The 17337-nt window shown below is 49.1% G+C and carries 14 protein-coding genes; 6 read left to right on the forward strand and 8 right to left on the reverse strand.

Going from position 1 to position 17337, the window contains the following annotated elements:
- The first annotated feature begins 24 nt into the window (after positions 1–24).
- Complete coding sequence (locus C8N40_RS07330) at positions 25–657, forward strand: hypothetical protein (protein ID WP_146173530.1); 633 nt, start codon at positions 25–27, stop codon at positions 655–657.
- A 97-nt stretch (positions 658–754) separates the two neighbouring features.
- Positions 755–1306, forward strand: coding sequence for a 1-acyl-sn-glycerol-3-phosphate acyltransferase (locus C8N40_RS07335; protein WP_108211134.1), 552 nt, complete (start codon positions 755–757; stop codon positions 1304–1306).
- A gap of 92 nt (positions 1307–1398) precedes the next feature.
- On the opposite strand, the gene smc is transcribed toward C8N40_RS07335, so the two are convergent.
- Positions 1399–4935, reverse strand: a complete 3537-nt coding sequence (smc, locus tag C8N40_RS07340) for a chromosome segregation protein SMC (RefSeq protein ID WP_108211135.1) — start codon at positions 4933–4935, stop codon at positions 1399–1401.
- A 144-nt stretch (positions 4936–5079) separates the two neighbouring features.
- Here smc and C8N40_RS07345 point away from each other — a divergent pair, with 144 nt between their 5' ends.
- Positions 5080–5604, forward strand: coding sequence for a hypothetical protein (locus C8N40_RS07345; RefSeq protein ID WP_108211136.1), 525 nt, complete (start codon positions 5080–5082; stop codon positions 5602–5604).
- 174 nt (positions 5605–5778) lie between these two features.
- Here the strand turns inward: C8N40_RS07345 and C8N40_RS07350 are convergent, their stop codons facing one another.
- Positions 5779–6441 (reverse strand): DUF4159 domain-containing protein, encoded by a 663-nt coding sequence (locus C8N40_RS07350; RefSeq protein WP_108211137.1) that lies wholly within the window; start codon positions 6439–6441, stop codon positions 5779–5781.
- A 24-nt stretch (positions 6442–6465) separates the two neighbouring features.
- Positions 6466–7182 (reverse strand): 16S rRNA (uracil(1498)-N(3))-methyltransferase, encoded by a 717-nt coding sequence (locus C8N40_RS07355; RefSeq protein ID WP_108211138.1) that lies wholly within the window; start codon positions 7180–7182, stop codon positions 6466–6468.
- A 52-nt stretch (positions 7183–7234) separates the two neighbouring features.
- Here C8N40_RS07355 and C8N40_RS07360 point away from each other — a divergent pair, with 52 nt between their 5' ends.
- Positions 7235–8839 (forward strand): hypothetical protein, encoded by a 1605-nt coding sequence (locus tag C8N40_RS07360; protein WP_108211139.1) that lies wholly within the window; start codon positions 7235–7237, stop codon positions 8837–8839.
- On the opposite strand, the gene pckA is transcribed toward C8N40_RS07360, so the two are convergent.
- On the reverse strand, positions 8802–10415 hold the full coding sequence (gene pckA, locus C8N40_RS07365; RefSeq protein ID WP_108211140.1) for a phosphoenolpyruvate carboxykinase (ATP): 1614 nt from the start codon (positions 10413–10415) through the stop codon (positions 8802–8804). The genes C8N40_RS07360 and pckA overlap by 38 nt on opposite strands.
- Positions 10416–11068: 653 nt before the next feature.
- Between pckA and C8N40_RS07370 the strand changes: the two genes are divergently transcribed.
- Both C8N40_RS07370 and C8N40_RS07375 read left to right on the forward strand, forming a co-directional pair.
- A complete protein-coding gene (locus tag C8N40_RS07370; RefSeq protein ID WP_281259497.1) occupies positions 11069–12475 on the forward strand; it encodes a peptide MFS transporter in 1407 nt (468 codons plus the stop codon).
- 154 nt (positions 12476–12629) lie between these two features.
- Positions 12630–13226: a hypothetical protein gene (locus C8N40_RS07375; protein WP_108211142.1), complete on the forward strand. Its 597-nt coding sequence runs from the start codon at positions 12630–12632 to the stop codon at positions 13224–13226.
- An 83-nt stretch (positions 13227–13309) separates the two neighbouring features.
- On the opposite strand, the gene groL is transcribed toward C8N40_RS07375, so the two are convergent.
- From groL to C8N40_RS07395, 4 genes are all read right to left on the reverse strand, one after another.
- Entirely contained in the window at positions 13310–14944 is a 1635-nt protein-coding gene (groL, locus tag C8N40_RS07380) for a chaperonin GroEL (protein ID WP_108211143.1), read from the reverse strand.
- A gap of 39 nt (positions 14945–14983) precedes the next feature.
- A complete protein-coding gene (gene groES / locus C8N40_RS07385; protein WP_092097918.1) occupies positions 14984–15274 on the reverse strand; it encodes a co-chaperone GroES in 291 nt (96 codons plus the stop codon).
- Positions 15275–15535: 261 nt separating this feature from the next.
- Positions 15536–15916 (reverse strand): preprotein translocase subunit SecG, encoded by a 381-nt coding sequence (gene secG / locus C8N40_RS07390; protein ID WP_108211144.1) that lies wholly within the window; start codon positions 15914–15916, stop codon positions 15536–15538.
- A gap of 1 nt (position 15917) precedes the next feature.
- Entirely contained in the window at positions 15918–17324 is a 1407-nt protein-coding gene (locus C8N40_RS07395) for a tetratricopeptide repeat protein (RefSeq protein ID WP_108211145.1), read from the reverse strand.
- Between the last annotated feature and the right edge of the window lie 13 nt (positions 17325–17337).

Here is a 17337-nt window from a genome sequence, read left to right on the forward strand (position 1 = left end):
GCTGAAGGAATGGGCAAAATAAACATGAATACACTCAGGCTTATACTTTTTTTGATGTTGTTTCCGTTGGCTGTAATGGCGCAGGAGAACAAGAGCTTTATGTGGAAGGCGAAAGTAAAGCATGGCTCCATATTAATAGGCGGCAACGCGGATGCCTCCATCCAGAAAACCACGCGCGAACTGAACCTACCCCTGGGGCCGGAAGAGGGAACCAATATACTGGCCAACCTCAACTTTAAGGGCGGGTATTTCCCGCTGCACGATTTTGCTATAGGAGTAGACATAGGGCTGAGCCACGACAGTTACATCGTGTCAGTGGAAGGAGCCAAGCAGAGCTTCAGGCAGACCTACCTGCTGGCAGGGCCCTTTACGCGCTACTATCTGGATAATGGCGTGTTTGGGGAATTGAATCTGAAAGGCGGCCTGCTGTCGCTATCCTCAGGGGGCAGCAAAACAAACATTGCCCAAGGGGCATTAGGAGTCGGATATGCCCTGTTTGTGAACGAGAAAATTGCTGTGGAGCCGATGCTCTCATTCAGGTACACCCGCGAGTGGAGAGGCGACAATGCTAACGTATCCTTCGGGCCGGTGCTGGGGGTAGGGGTGCAGGCCTATTTGTGGCGCAAAACTTCGCATACTATCAAAGAGTCTTTGTAAAAAAGCGCAGAAGTGCGTATCTATACATTCTATTTAACCTATAAAGTAGGCTGGTTTATACCTAGCCTACTTTTTTACTTTACACCCTTAACAATTCATGGTCGGAAAGTTTATTTCGAAGCTGATTTTTAAAGTAGCGGGATGGAGATTAGAAGGCAATCTTACGCCTGAGAACCGGCGCTGCGTGATGGTAGCGGCCCCACACACCAGCAATTGGGACTTTATCTACGCCCGCGCCGCCTTTTACCTGATGGGCGCCCCCATCAAGTATACCATTAAGAAGGAGTTCATGAAATTCCCCTTTGGGCCGCTTCTGAAGGCAATGGGGGCCATACCCATTGATAGGTCCAAGAACACACGCATGGTAGATGCCATGATTAAAATCTTTGAGGAAAATCCGGGGGACATTTGTGTAATGGTGACGCCGGAGGGAACCCGGAAATACCAGCCGCGTTGGCGCAGAGGCTTTTACTATGTTGCGCTGGGGGCTAAGGTGCCCATTGTGCTCGGATACCTGGATTACGCTAAAAAAGAGGCTGGTATTGGGCCTACGATTATTCCTACGGGTGACATAGAGGCTGACATGGAAAAAATCCTGGCTTTCTACCGCACCAAGACGGGCAAGTTCCCGGAGCAGGGAGTAAGGTAAATCTTATAGAACACTATTTGTACTTTTGCCATTAACAAGGAGAGCCGCTATAATATAGCGGCTCTCCTTGTTTTTATACTTGTGTTCTTGTGTTACGCTATCTGGCGTAAATCCACTGGGATAACTCTGGAGATGCCTGCCTCAATCATGGTGATACCGTACATCACGTCGGTAGAGGACATAGTGCGCTTGTTGTGCGTTACCACAATAAACTGCGACTCGTCTGAGAACTTGCGGATGATGTTGTTGAACTTGTCGATGTTGGCATCGTCCAGCGGCGCATCCACCTCATCGAAGATACAGAACGGAGCCGGCTTTAGCAGGTAGATGGCAAAGAGCAGCGAGATGGCAGTCAACGTTTTCTCCCCACCCGAAAGTTGGTTGATCGTGAGCGGGCGCTTGCCTTTTGGCTGAGCCATGATCTCGATTTTTGCCTCCAGCGGGTTTTTGGGATCGGAGATCACCAGGTCGCAGTTGTCCTCCTCGGTGAACAGGCTGCGGAATACATGTTTAAAGTTGTCCTTGATCTGGTTGAACGAGTCCATGAACTTCTCCTTGGCCACCGTGTCAATCTCGTTGATGGTGTCGATCAGGGCGTTTTTGGCGTTTACCAGGTCGTTGCGCTGCTCCGTAATGAACTTCTCCCGCTCTTCAATTTCGGCATAGGCTTCGGCGGCCATGGCATTTACCGGGCCCATCTTGTCGAGTTGCGATTTGACGCTGGCAATGTGCTGGCTCAGTTCGTCGTTCGATAGTGGGATTAGCAGATCTTCCTCCGGCAGTGGACTGGCAAAGTCCTCGTCTGAGATGTTGAATTCAGCGGCCAGGCGCTCTTTAATCGCCACCAGCTTCAGCTGTGTATCGTTTTTGGCCTGTTGCATGCGCATCAGCAGCTCATCAGAGTTCTGGCGCTTGCGCTGCATCTCGCGTATACTTTTCTCCTTCTCATCCAGGTCGCCGCGCAGGGTGAAGTATTCCTTCTCTATCTCTTCCAACTCCTCGGCATAGGCCTGGCGGGCTTCGTTCATACTTTCCACCACCTGCTGATTCTCCAGTATAAACTCTTCTGCCTCTGAGATTTCCTGTTCCGATTTAACCAGCTCCTGCTTTAGCCCTTCAATACGCTCCAGGTTCGTTTCCACTGACTTCTGCTTGTAGCTGATTTCCTGCTGCAAACTGGCAAAGCGGTTCTTAAGCTGGTGGAACTGGATGTTTTCCTGGTTATACCGGCCCGAGATAACGGTAATCTGCTCTTGCTGGCGCTCCAGGTTGGCCGTATGCACGGCAATTTCCTCCTCCAAGCGCTGCAGCTCCCGCTGGTCTGCCTCGGCCTGCGGCGATACTTCCATACTTTGCTCGCGCAGTTCCAGCAGGCGCTCATGCAGCTCATCACGCTTCTGATCGAAGTTGCGGATGTTCTGCTGGTGCTGCTCATGCCGGATGCGAACTGTCAGCAAATCCTGCTGCAGCTTGCTAACTTCTTTGTCCAGCGCTTTTATCGTATCCCGCTCAGACTCATTTCGGTAGTTCTGCAGGATTTGGTTCTGCGTGTTGATGCGGCCTTGCAACACCTCTACCTGTTCCTGCAACTCAGCCACCTCTTCGGCCAGCTTTTCCAGGTTCTGCTTACGGCCCAGGCGGTTCCCGTCAAACACGCCCACCGAGCCGCCTGTCAGGCTTAATGGCTTGCGGATGGCGCTGCCGTCTTTGAGGATGATGGTCTTATACTCGTGCCCGTACAGTTCCTCCTCCGCGTCATCGGTGATGTAGACGTTGCGGAGCATGTACTTGAGCAGGGTGCTATACTTTTTGTCTGCAGATACCAGTTCGTAGGCGGCTTGCAGGTTGCCCTCGCTGAAGGTAGCCGTTGGCTCCAGATCTTCAATCTCAGAAAGTATAATAAAGTTGGCGCGGCCCTTGTTTTCGGCCTTCAAAAGGGCAACCGCGTCCACCGCGTCCTGCAGTTCATCCACCACAAAGTAGTTCATGTACTGCTCCAGGTAACTCTCGATAAGACCTTTATACTCAGGCTTACAAACAAGAATGTCAGATAGGAGCGGAGCAGGCTTGCTCCAGCTCTCGGACTTGCTCAGGAACTTAATCGCCTCCGGAAAGCCCTCCATGTTCTCCACCAGCGACTTGGTCAGGTTGTACTGGTTTTGCTTGGAGTCGAGGGTACGGTTCAGCTCTACGAGTTCGCTTTTTAGCTCTTCAATGTTAGCCTCGGTGGCTTCTATACTTTGCTGCAGCGTTTCCTCTTTGGCCTGCAGGCGCACCAGCTCAGATGTGCGTTCCTCCAGCACCTGCTGTGCTTCCTGCAGCTGCTCCTGCAGCACACGGCCGTCCTCATCGGCGGTTAATTGTTGCTGTTGCAGGCGCTCGAGCTCCTGGTTGATGTTCTGTATCTGTACCTGGCTTATCTCCAAGGATTTGCTCAGTTGGTATACTTCGTTCTGCTTGGCTTTCTGCTGCTGCACCAGCTCCTGGTAAGCTTCCTGCATACTCGCTTTCTGCTCGTTGGCCTCCTGCAACTGCTCTTTCATGGCGGCTACCTGCTCTTCGGCCTCGGCAAAGTTGTCCTGCACGGCCGTCAGCTCGTCGTGCAGCTCCAGTATACTTTCCTGGGTATGCTCCACGTTGGCCGTATCCTGGCTGATTTGCTGGCGCAGCTGCTGCATGCGCTCTTTCAGGTAGGTGCTGCGCTCGGATTTGAGTTTGATGTCGTTCTCGAGCTGGCGTAACTTGGCTGTCTGTACCTGCATGGTGCGCTGCATCTCGGCCAGTCTTTCCTGCGTCTCGTTCAGCTCTTCCTTCTGTCCGGCGATGGCCTCTTCGGCCTCTGTTACGATGGCAATATAGTTTTCTTTCAGCGAGGCTTCCTGCTGCACATCCTGCTCCAGGCGCTCCAGTGTCTGCTGGTACTGGGCGATGTTGCGGCGGGCAAACTCCAAGCTGTGCTTCTTGTAGTCGTCCTTTAAATTAAAGTACTTCACGGCCTGCTTTGCCTGCCGTTCCAGCGTTTTCATATTCTTGCCGATCTCGTGCAGCAGGTCCTCCACGCGCTCCAGGTCAGCATCAGTCTCCTCGAGTTTCTTCAGCGTTTGCTTTTTGCGCACCCGGAACTTGGAAATGCCGGCAGCCTCCTCAAACAGCAGGCGGCGGGAGTTTTCCTTGTCGTTCAGGATCTCGTCCACCATCTTCAGTTCGATGATGGCGTAGCTGTCGGAACCGATACCCGTGTCGAGGAAGAGTTCGTTGATGTCTTTGAGGCGGCAGGTTACGCCGTTGAGCATATATTCGCTCTCGCCGGTGCGGTAGTACTTGCGCGTCACCGTTACCTGCGAGTACTCTGTCGGAAGGATGCCTTTGTTGTTGTCGAATGTGATGGACACCTCGGCCATTTGCACGGGCTTGCGGGTTTTGGAGCCGTTGAAAATCACGTTCTCCATCTTATCGGAGCGGAGGTTACGTGTTCTCTGCTCGCCCAGCACCCAGCGTATGGCATCCACAATGTTGGACTTGCCGCAGCCGTTGGGCCCCACAATGCCGGTAATCCCGTTGTCGAAGTTAATGACGACGCGGTCGCCAAAACTCTTGAACCCTTTGATTTCTAATCTTGAAACTTGCATTCGCGTATTGCGGAAACTCTATGATCTTATCTTCAAAAATAAGACGAATTTTCAATAGAACATCTCTTGCAAAGGTATAATTAATGGTTATATGGAGTGAAGGCACCCATTTATTTTGCTATATTTGGATAAGAACCGGTGACTATGGAAGATCTTCAGATAATCATTTATATACTGGCAGCCGTGGCCTACTTTATCATCACGCAATGGCGCAAGGCATTTAGCGGCGGGGATGAGGACGTGGACGTGGAGCCCAGAAGGGCGCGGCCGCAGCAACCGCCCAAGCCCGTGACCTCGTTTGAGGACATCCTCCGGGAGTTGCAGCCAAAGTTAGACCAGGCAAACCGGCAGGGGCAGGAGGTGGTGCGGCAGACAAAAGAGCGCGCCCGTGAGATAGTACAGCCTGCGCCTGCCATGGTACCTGCCGAAGCCCCAGCCAGAAAGTATAAAAACTATGACGAGGTGGCTCCTAAAGCGCTATCCTGGGAGAAGCGGGCAGAGGCGATTGAAGCGGCCAAACAATCTAAGCTGCGGGAGCAGAAAACTACAAGGGATGCAGAGCCTGTTCGTGTTACACGTACCAATCGCTACAAAGAGATGCTCCGAAACCCCGCCACAGCGCGTGATGCCGTTATACTTTCAGAGATCTTCAACAGAAGGTATAGTTAAGAATGAATTTGGGATGAGTGATTATATTTCACTATTTGCAGAAGGGTAATCTGGGCTTTAAAGAATAACTAATTTTATCGAAAGAATTCTATCAAACTAAAGTATAACTGGGTAAGGTATTATACTTTAGCATACTTCAGTTATACTAAAACATTAGCCTTTAGCATTTTCAACCTATTCCTGCGTTAGCGCGAAAGTAAGAATGTTAGCCCCCATGCGTAAAGCCTGCTGCCGGATGGGCTCCGGGTCGTTGTGTACTTCCTGGTCTTCCCAGCCGTTCCCAAGGTCGGTCTCATACGTGTAGAAGCAAACCAGGCGCCCCTCGTAAATAATGCCGAAACCCTGCGGCGGCTTGTTGTCATGCTCGTGAACTTTCGGTAACCCTCTCGGGAAGTTATACTTTTGCCTGTAGATAGCGTGCTCAAACGGAAGCTCCACAAACTCCAGTTCCGGAAACACTTTCTTCATCTCTTTCCGAATATACTGGTCAAGGCCGTAGTTATCGTCGATATGCAGAAATCCGCCGCCAATTAAGTAGTTGCGTAGGTTACGGGCCTCAGCCTCCGAGAAAACCACGTTGCCGTGCCCGGTCATGTGCACGAAAGGGTAGGAGAAAAGCTCAGGGCTCCCTACTTCCACCACATCCTCCTGTGCCGCAATGTTCATGTTCAGGTTCTGGTTGCAGTAGCGGATCAGGTTGGGGAGCGAGGTTTTGTTGGCATACCAGTCGCCGCCGCCATTATACTTGAGCTTGGCAATCTTAAAGCCGTAGGTTTGCGCAAAGGCTGTCGGCAGGGCTGTAGCAAGTATAAAAAGCAGGAGCAGGAGGCGTGTCATAGGCGGATGTAGTGGTTTATACTTTTATAACGGTGCGAAAATATCGTGTAGTACGCTCAGCGTATGACAGGCAACCAGGGCGGCCGTTTCGGTGCGCAACCTGCTCTGGCCCAAGGTTACGGGCTTTATACCCGCCGCATAGGCTGCCTTAATTTCCTCTGTAGAGAAATCGCCCTCCGGTCCGATCATGATGCAGTGCGGCAATCCATGCTTGTAGTAATCCTTTATACTCTTAGTGGCATCATTCTCTAAGTGAGCGATAAAAGTGTTCCCAGGCACAGTTTTCTGTATGAATCGGTCAAAGGGAGTCAGGTCATGCAGCAGCGGCAGGTAGCCTTTCTTTGATTGCTTCATCGCACTCACGGCAATTTTTTCCAGCCGGTCCAGGCGCAGGCTGCGGCGCTCGGAGTGCTCACAAAGCAGAAACGTTATCTCACTAATGCCAATCTCCACTGCTTTCTCTACGAACCACTCCATCCGGTCGAGGTTTTTGGTAGGGGCCACGGCTATGTGCGACACGTACGGCAGTTTGCCATACTCCATTTGCTTGTCAATGATCTGGAGTTGGCAGCGCTTCTGGTGGGAATCCTGAATGATGGCGGTATACATTCCACCCAAGCCGTCCACCAAGTATACGGTATCGCCGTGGCTCAGGCGCAGCACCCGCGTGCAGTGTTTCGACTCTTCCTCGTTTAACGTATAAATTTCGCCTTCGATGTCTGGGGTGTAGAACAGGTGCACGGTTTTAAATTGTAGCGGTAGATGGTTATTATTGTATAAACTATACAAATATATGCTTCCTCTGGGTAAAAAGTTTTCTCCTTTTCTTTTTATAGTCGCGCTGCTTTCCGCCACACTTCTTATTCTGAGTTTAAGAAATTTTGGAATTGGCTTGTCTAACGACTCTATAGCCTATTGGGCTGCCGCAGAGAGCTTTTACGAAACTGGAAGCTTTTTCCTTTCTTACCGAGATACTTACTTCACAGATTGGCCTCCGTTGTTTAGTATATTTCTCTCTTCAGCTTACTTTTTAGGCATAGGGGATAAACTGTATTTTTATGGGCTTTTAGTTGTAGTTGTTTATGTAGTTGTTTTGTATATATTCGGAGTTCTTGCATTTCAATTAACAAAATCTAAGCTGCTCACAAGTGTTGCTTTGATTCTGTTTGTTACAGCTCCTCCTACCTATTTTACTTTTTCCTATTTATGGACTGAGACCTTCTTTATCCTGTTTACTATTATTTTCCTTGTAGGATTAGAAAGATATTTAAATAACGAGAAGCAAAGCTTTCTTTTCCTTTGTGCTTCAGTGGCAGGGTTAAGTGTATTATTAAGATATGGTGGAGTTATTAATATAGCAACGGGTTGTCTATTTCTATTCCTCTACCAGAATGTGGGTTTTTACGATAGGGTTAAAAGAACTCTTCGGTTTGGAATTATATCCTCTATTCCACTCTTATTTTGGCTCGTCCGCAACTATTATCTTAGTTCTACATTAACCGGTGAGGGAAGAACGGTTGCATTTGCACACTTCAAGTACACCTTAGTGATGACTGCTAAAGCATTCTGGCAATGGTTTATGCCCTATCCTGAGCATGCTCACGCCGGCATTCTTGTGATACTCATGGTTGGCATATTATTTATCGGTATAGGTTATTTTATTTATTTTAACTTTAAATACAATAGAAGAAATAAATTATTATTACTGATTCTAGCAGTTAGTTGCTTTTTATATTTTCTATTAGCTTTCAGCACATCTTTGTTTCAATCAAGTGATTTCCCAGATGCCCGATTAACTTCACCCGCATTTTTTTCTTTCTTGCTGATACTGATTAGTATAGCCAGTCTACTACTGTCTTTTAAAAATAAGTTTGCAGCATACTTCTTTTTATCTGTTTTAGGGGTAGTTTGTTTATATAATGCAAATCGATATTGCTATTATTATACGAAATCCCTTAAGGTGGGAGTTAGTGGTCATACTGATATTGTGTCAAGAAACTCAGCTATAATCAAATCTCTTCAAAATGCGGATTGGCTCAATGAATATACATTAACTAAAACGGCATTTACTAACTTTCCAGAAAAACTATACTTTAATGGGGTAAATGGAGTCTTAAAAATCACTAAGGGTTTCAGAAATGATCTTAGTGAGCAATTTCTGGAGAAGAGCTCGGAAAAATTAGTTATTTGGGTCGGGGAAGAAGAAGAGCTATTGCATTTAATAGAGATGAGATTAATCGATTATAATGTTACTAAAGCCGAGCAGTTCCCAGATGGTGTCATCCTATGGCTCACCTTAAATCAAGCGGCCCCTCTGCAGGAAGCAGAGGGGCCGCTACAAAATAAAAACTTACACTTGCTTAAGCCGTTACCTCCACGTTCGGAGCGCCGGCCATGATCTCATCACTGGCAAAATCAGCGAATTTCTGGAAGTTCTTCACGAATTTAGAGGCAAGATCGGTTGCCTTGGCATCGTACTCTTCCTTGTTTGCCCAGGTGTTGCGCGGGTTTAGTACTTCCTCCGGAACATTAGGGCAGGAGACAGGCATTTCAACGCCAAACACAGGATGCTTCGTGTATTCTACTTGGTTGAGGTCGCCGTTCAGGGCAGCCGTGATCATGGCGCGGGTGTAGGCAAGCTTCATACGGGAGCCTACTCCGTAAGGACCGCCTGTCCAGCCGGTGTTTACCAGCCACACGTTCACGTTGTTCTCCTCCATTTTCTTGCCCAGCATTTCGGCATACTTGGTGGGGTGCAGTGGCAGGAAAGCGGCTCCAAAGCAGGCCGAGAAGGTTGTTTGCGGCTCCGTGATACCCACTTCAGTACCGGCAACCTTGGCGGTATAACCCGAGATGAAATGGTACATGGCCTGGCTGGCGTTCAGCTTGGAGATAGGAGGCAGCACCCCAAAAGCATCGGCGGTCAGGAAGAAGATATTCTTTGGAATATCAGCCCTTGATGGCTCCACGGCGTTATCGATGAAGTTGATAGGGTAGGCCGTGCGGGTATTCTCTGTGACACTTTTGTTCGTGTAATCTACGGTGCGGGTGCCGGGGTAGAAGCGGGTATTCTCCACAATAGACCCGAACCGGATAGCATCCCAAATCTGCGGTTCTTTCTCGCGGGTCAGGTCAATAACCTTGGCGTAGCAGCCCCCCTCGAAGTTAAACACACTGTCCTCTGTCCAGCCGTGCTCGTCGTCACCAATAAGGCCGCGGTTCGGATCGGCCGAGAGGGTCGTCTTACCCGTACCGGAAAGACCGAAGAAAATGGCTGTGTCACCATCTGCGCCAACGTTTGCGGAGCAGTGCATGGACAGCGTGTTTTTCTCGTGAGGAAGGATGTAGTTAAGCACTCCGAAAATGCCTTTCTTCATTTCGCCGGCGTAGCCCGTGCCTCCCAGCAGGATCATGTTTTTGGTAAAGTTGATGATCGCAAAGTTGCTTTGGCGGGTACCGTCTTCAGTCGGGTCAGCCTCAAACTCAGGGGCACAGATGATGGTGAAGTCCGGAGAGTGGTTTTCAAGCTCTTCTTTAGTTAAGCGCAGGAACATGTTGTTGCAGAAGAGATTGTGCCAGGCCTGGGTGTTAACGATGCGTAGGTTGAGGCGGTAGTCCGGGTGAGCGCCGGCGTAGGCATCGCGCACATACAGCTTCTTGTCTTTCAGGAAGTCCACCATCTTGGCATGAAGCTTGTCGAACTTCTCCGGGTCGAATGGTATGTTGATGTCGCCCCACCAAACAGAGTCCTCTGTTTTGGCGTCTTTTACAATAAAGCGGTCTTTGGGCGAGCGGCCGGTAAACTTGCCGGTGTCGCACATCAAGGCGCCATTGTCAGTAAGCACACCTTCGCCATTTTTGATGGCCTCCTCCACCAACTCAGCAGGGGGTAGGTTCCAGAGCACTTCCCTGGCCTCCTTAATGCCGATATTCTCGAGACCTACTGTGTTAGTTTTATCTCCAGATTGTTTCATTGAAAATTATGGGTTTGATTAAAATGATAGGTTTTTCGCAACTATTACACAAAAATATAAAAAATAGTATATACTTACAGGTGTCTATTTTATTTTAAGTGTTTACTCACACTTTTTTACTTATCAAAGAAAAAAAGCCAGGCCTCTGACAAAATCATGCTACACCCTCTGCAAAAGGAATAGCTATGCAGGAGTATAACGTTTTGGTATACAGGCGTATACACGTATGCATACATGCAGATGTTATCTTAGGCAAGACATATCTTTAACGCTTAATACGGGTTACATAGGCATGTGTTTGAGCACGATTTGAAATAAAAAACCGATTTTTTGTTATAGTTATAGGTATATTTAATCGCGTAAACAGAATGCCTTTCTTATTTATACTACTGCTTTACAGCAGGGGTTTTATACTTGCAGGTCGGTTACCGGCCAAAATTATAGCCAATATGGGAGCCGCTGAACTGTGTTCTGCATGAGTAAAGAATTCTTTTGAAATGCTTCTTGTTATTTCATAACACAGGAAGATGTAACTTGTAATAATCGTTCTCACATCGTATTTTTAGCTTTATTTTGCGCTAACCGTTTTTTACAGAAACAACCATTTTATGTCAACATCTCAGAATATCTCTGGAGGGAGAGCGCCGAGTTTTATGGATAAACAAGGCACGTTTTTCGGTCATCCGAAAGGATTGATGATACTATTTTTTACCGAAATGTGGGAGCGCTTCAGCTACTATGGTATGCGCGGCATTTTGGTTCTGTTCCTGGTTTCAAATACCAAAGGCGGGTACGGGTGGACGGACGAGCAGGCATTGCAGCTGTATGGTACCTATACGATGTTCGTGTACCTGATGTCTATACCGGGAGGTATTCTGGCAGATAAGTTTCTGGGTCAGAAAAATGCGGTAATCATTGGTGGCTTCACGCTGGTGGCTGGCCACTTGCTCATGGCTTACCCTCCGGAGTGGGCCTTTTATACGGCACTTGTTCTGATTGTGCTGGGCACCGGTCTTCTTAAGCCTAACATTTCTACCATGGTGGGTGGCTTGTACAGAGATGGCGATGCCCGCCGCGATTCAGGTTTTACTATCTTCTATATGGGTATCAACCTTGGTGCCCTCCTGGCATCCCTGATTGTGGGCTATGTGGGCGAAGTATACGGTTGGCACTATGGCTTTAGCCTGGCTGGCTTTGGTATGGTACTGGGCCAGATCGTGTTTATCTGGGGCCGCAAATACTTGACTGGTGTAGGTAACCTGGAGAAAAATTCTATCAAAGACGAAGACGTAATCTTTACTAAGGACCAAGCGGAGTCTCAGGCTGCCAAAGGCTTTCTTGGTTTTACTAAGCACGAGTGGGATAGAATCATTGTAATTCTGCTATCCTTTATTATTGTGCTTGTGTTCTGGGCTTCGTTTGAGCAGGCCGGGGGACTGATGAACCTGTTCGCTAAACAGTATACAGACCGTACGGTGTTCGGCTGGGAGATCCCTACTGCCTGGTTACAGGGGCTCAACTCTTTCTTCATCCTGACGCTGGGTGGTATTGTGGCTGCCATTTGGGTAGCATTGGCCAAACGTGGAAAGAACCTGCCTTCTATCTTTAAAATGGGCCTTGGTACTTCCATTCTGGGTATTGGCTTCATTTTCATGGTGTTCGCATCGCTGCAGCGTACCTCATCTCCTGATGGACTTTCTTCGCTGCACTGGCTGGTGTTCGCCTACATGTTCCATACTATCGGTGAGTTGGCTCTGTCGCCCGTTTCACTTTCCTTTATCACCAAAGTTGCCCCTAAGCGCATTGTAGCCTCTATGATGGGCTTATACTTTGCGGTAACTGGTTTGGCCAACAAGCTGGCTTCCCTGATCGGCATTTGGGCGGTTAGACTAGGTGAGCTGGAGGTATTTATGTACATCGCTGGCTTTACGATCTTCCTGGGTATTGTGTTGATGGTGCTGACGAAACGAATCAACAAACTGACACATGGTATGGAAGATCAGAAGATGAAGGAGGAGCAAGCGCAGACTGGGCAACTTCTGGAAGCAGAGGTCAGCTAACTTTTATCAAATATAAAATTAAGGAAGCCCCTGATGAAATACATCAGGGGCTTTTTTATAATTTATTTTATACTTGGTGCAGCAGTGTAGAACCAATAAGACTCTGTTTGGTGTTTTGCCGGGGTAACAACACTTAATATTTATACTTTTAGCCATGTTATTTACTGTAAAGCCTCTTCGGGCGCTGCTGTCGTTGTCGTTTATACTTTGCCTGGCCGCTTGCACAACCGAAAAAGCCGTTAGCCCGAAAAAAGAGGAAAAGCCTGCCGTTGTACATACTATCAAAAAGGGGGCACATTATTCGGATAAGAATACGATGAAGCAGGTGAGTGCAACTGCGCTTCGCTTTGAAGTGACATTTGACAACTCGGCCATTTATACTTCGGCAAAGCCTAACAACCAGGCCGACATCAACAAACTGTATGGGTTCTCGGACTGCAGCACCAGCCACCAGGTGAACAGTGCGCGCTTTGGCTGGCGATGGCACAACAACAGGCTGGAAGTGCTGGCCTATACTTACCTGAACAAGAAGTGGGATTATAAATTACTAGGAGCCGTGCCGTTGGGGCAGCCAGTTCCACTGGAACTGCGCGTGGAAGAGGGCAGGTATGTTTTTGTGATGTATGGGCAGGAGGTAGCGATGCCACGCGCCTGCACCGGGGCAGCAGAGGGCTATCAGCTTTACCCATACTTTGGCGGTGACGAAACAGCTCCGCATGATATCACCATCCGCATTAAGGAGCTCCAATAGCCGCGTTGATACTTTACGTATGATAAAAAAAGGCCTAAGCTTATTGCTTAGGCCTTTTTTTATACTTTAAGCGCGGGGGCTTATTACATCATGCCGCCCATGCCGCCCATGCCACCTGGCATAGCTGGAGCAGCACCTTCCTCAGCAGGCTCTTCAGAAACTACACACTCGGTAGTAAGCAGAAGACCAGCGATAGAGGCTGCGTTCTCCAGGGCAAGACGCGTAACTTTAGTTGGGTCGATGATACCGGCCGCAAACATATTCTCATACTTGTCGGTGCGGGCATTGTAACCGAAGTCACCTTTGCCTTCACGCACAGCCTGCACAACCACAGAACCTTCGCCACCAGCGTTCGCCACGATAGTTCTCAGAGGAGCCTCAATGGCAGTTCTGATGATCTGAATACCAGTCTTCTGGTCAGCGTTCTCAACTTCCAGGCTCTCCAGGGCATCAATAGCGCGGATTAGGGCCACGCCACCACCCGCCACGATACCTTCCTCCACGGCAGCACGTGTTGCGTGCAGGGCATCGTCTACGCGGTCTTTCTTCTCCTTCATTTCTACTTCTGTAGAAGCACCAATGTAAAGAATGGCTACACCACCGGCAAGCTTGGCAAGGCGCTCCTGCAGCTTCTCTCTGTCGTAGTCAGATGTAGTTGTCTCCATCTGCGCTTTGATCTGGTTGATGCGAGCCGTGATATCGTCTTTTGTACCGGCACCGTTCACGATGGTGGTGTTGTCTTTGTCGATGATCACTTTCTCCGCCTGGCCCAGGTAATCCAGGGTAGCGTTCTCCAGCTTGTAGCCGCGCTCCTCAGAGATTACAGTACCGCCAGTCAGGATAGCGATGTCCTCCAGCATGGCTTTTCTTCTGTCACCGAAGCCAGGGGCTTTCACAGCAGCGATTTTCAGGGAGCCGCGCAGCTTGTTTACAACCAATGTTGCAAGCGCTTCGCCGTCTACATCCTCAGCCACTATTACCAGGCCTTTACCAGTCTGAACCACTTGCTCCAGAACAGGAAGCAGCTCTTTCATGGTAGATACTTTCTTGTCGTAGATCAGGATGAACGGGTTGTCGAAGTCAGCTTCCATTTTCTCCGCGTTCGTCACGAAGTATGGAGACAGGTAACCGCGGTCAAACTGCATACCTTCCACCGTTTTTACCTCAGTCTCAGTTCCTTTGGCCTCTTCAACGGTAATCACACCGTCTTTGCCCACTTTATCCATCGCATCAGCGATCATCTTACCGATCTCAGCGTCGTTGTTGGCAGAGATAGTACCCACCTGAGAAATCTCAGAAGAATTCTCGATTTTCTTTGACTGCGAACGCAGGTTCTCTACTACAGCCTCAACAGCCTTGTCAATACCACGCTTCAGGTCCATTGGGTTGGCACCTGCAGCCACGTTCTTAATACCGGCAGTGTAAATTGCCTGCGCCAGCACGGTAGCGGTAGTAGTACCGTCACCAGCCTGATCAGCTGTTTTAGAGGCAACCTCTTTTACCAGCTGCGCGCCCATGTTTTCGATAGCGTCTTTCAGCTCTATTTCCTTCGCTACAGAAACACCGTCCTTGGTGATGGTGGGGGCACCGAATTTCTTGTCGATGATAACGTTTCTGCCTTTAGGGCCCAGGGTTACTTTAACAGCGTTAGCCAGTTTATCTACACCAGACTTAATTTTGGTGCGTGCATCGGCATCGAATGTGATGTTTTTAGCCATATCTTTATTTTTTATGGATTAGGTTTAAGTTTGGGTTGATTAGAGAACAGCCAGGATGTCAGACTCGCGCATGATCAGGTAATCATTGCCATCGATGGATATCTCCGTACCGGCATACTTGCCGTACAACACGGTATCGCCAACGTTAACCTGTGGCTTCATCAGGGCACCTTGCTCTGATACTTTGCCTTCACCAACGGCTACCACCTCACCACGCTGAGGTTTCTCTTTAGCAGTGTCAGGAATAATGATACCAGACTTAGTCTTTTCTTCTGCTGCAGCAGGAGCCACAATCACTCTGTCTGCTAATGGTTTGATGTTGATCGACATAGTTTTTGGTTATTTAGTTATGTTATGTTGTTATGAATCTACAATAACTACCGGTGTATTATCATTTCCTGTGCCAATGCGGCAAGGCTGCCATTTTAAGCCAATTTTTCAGTCTATAACGCCCTTTTGCCTGTCAGGTTTGTCATTTTCTGCCACTATCAGGAACTTTTTTGTAATTCTGTCAGACTGCGGCAGGAGGGGAGCAAATAAAAAAGCCGGCTCTTGGCAGAACCGGCTTTTCACCCGATGGGCTATATGTCTTTAGTTGGCAGCGGTGTCAATCATTGTTGGAATTTCACCGGCACCTGGTATGGCAGCAGTCGTATCAGTGGCAGCACCTGGCAGTGCTCCCGGAGCAGCCGGTAACTGAGATTGGCGGGCACGCTCTTCGTTAACACTTCTTACGGCTCCACTTCCAGAGCTACCCAGCATGTGCGTAGCCAGCGTGAGTACCACAAGGCCAATAGCAAAGCCCCATGTCAGTTTCTCGAGCAGGTCGCCGGTGCGCTTAACGCCCATTAGCTGGCTGGTGCTACCGCCAAACTGGCTTGAGAGGCCGCCTCCCTTAGGGTTCTGAGCAAGTACAACCAATACAAGCAGCACGCAGATAAAGATAATGATACTAATAAGGGCGATATACATGTTAGCTTATGTTTTGTAATTTTTCGATCTGTTCGGCAAAGTAACTCTTTTTTTCCGGATATTTCAAAATGAGTTGCTCATATATTTTGATGGCTTTCTTCGCCTTTCCCTGCTTTACAAAGATGTTGGCGAGGCTCTCGGAGGCGATTCCCCGCTTTATTTTGGTGCTTTTCAGCGACAAGTCTTCCTGGGGCTCAGGCTTTAGCTTAATGTTGTTAAGCGTTTTAAGGCGCGGGCTGATTTTGAGGAACTGGTCAATGATGTCCTGTTGCCCGTGCAGGGCAGGCGTGCGGTCGTCTTCCACCTTTAAAAGGCCATGCACCTTGCTGTACTCCAGTATAAGCTCCGGATGGAAAGCAGCAGGCCGCTCGCGCACAAACTCATTTCCTTCTTTCAGCACCAGCACCTCGCCCGTCCGGCTCGACGACATCCAGTAACCCAGCACATCCTGCTGGTACATCATGTCTATCTCATCAAAGGCATACTTCACCTCGGCCTCTTCCGGCTCCGGGCTTTTCGCCTCCGGCTCCGTATGGGGCGGGGTAGGAATAGCCTCTTCTTCGGTATCTTCTATACTATAGTATGTCCTTGCTGCTAAAGCGGCCTCTGTTGCAATGATGGTGGCCAGGTCATCGGCAGGCGGGGTAACAACTTGCGTTTCTTCTTCCTGCTGCGGTTCAATAGCCTCTTGCTGTAGTGTCTGCTGCGGCAGCTCGGTTACTGGCAAGGTCGGTGCTGGAGCTACATCGGGCTTTCGGGCCAGCAGGTCGGTGAAGGAGGGGCTCAGGCTCTTTATGGTTAGCAGCAGGGCAAGCTCAGAGTCAAGCTTCTCCATCGGCTGCTCCAGAATGGCCTTGTCAGACGGGAAGTCGTTTTTTATACTTTCCTCTTCCGGATCCTCCGGCAAGATGGCATCCTCCACATCCTCTTCCTCGTTTATACTTTCCAGTGGTGCCTTCGCTATACTTTCAGCCGTTGTTACTTCTGCCTGCACAGGATCAACTACTTCCGGCTCCTCAACTGACTCTGAAAGTATAACTTCTTCTGTAATAGAATTGTTATGCTCTTCAGGTTCATCTATTACTACAGAAACAGCATGTGGCTGTGGAAGTTCCTCGACCTGGGCTATGTACTGCTCCTCCACTGCGGCCTCGTCAAACTGCGGCTCGGCTACCGGCGAAGTATAAATGATGCGCTTGAGCAGTTGGCGGTTGGTGGCGTAGGCGGAGGCCCGACGCAGGCGTTGCGTGGATAGCATGCTTCCCTTGTCGTAGGCTGACTTAGCCAGCAGCAGGTGCGCCGTCTGGCAGTAGGGGAAGGTAGCCGCCACCTTCTCCAGCTCTTCCGTCTGTTGGTCGGAGATGCTGGAGGCCTGCTTGATCAGTTGTAAAAATGCCGATTTATTCATACTTGCTTAGGTT

This window comes from Pontibacter mucosus (genome assembly GCF_003054055.1).
GTDB lineage: Bacteria > Bacteroidota > Bacteroidia > Cytophagales > Hymenobacteraceae > Pontibacter > Pontibacter mucosus.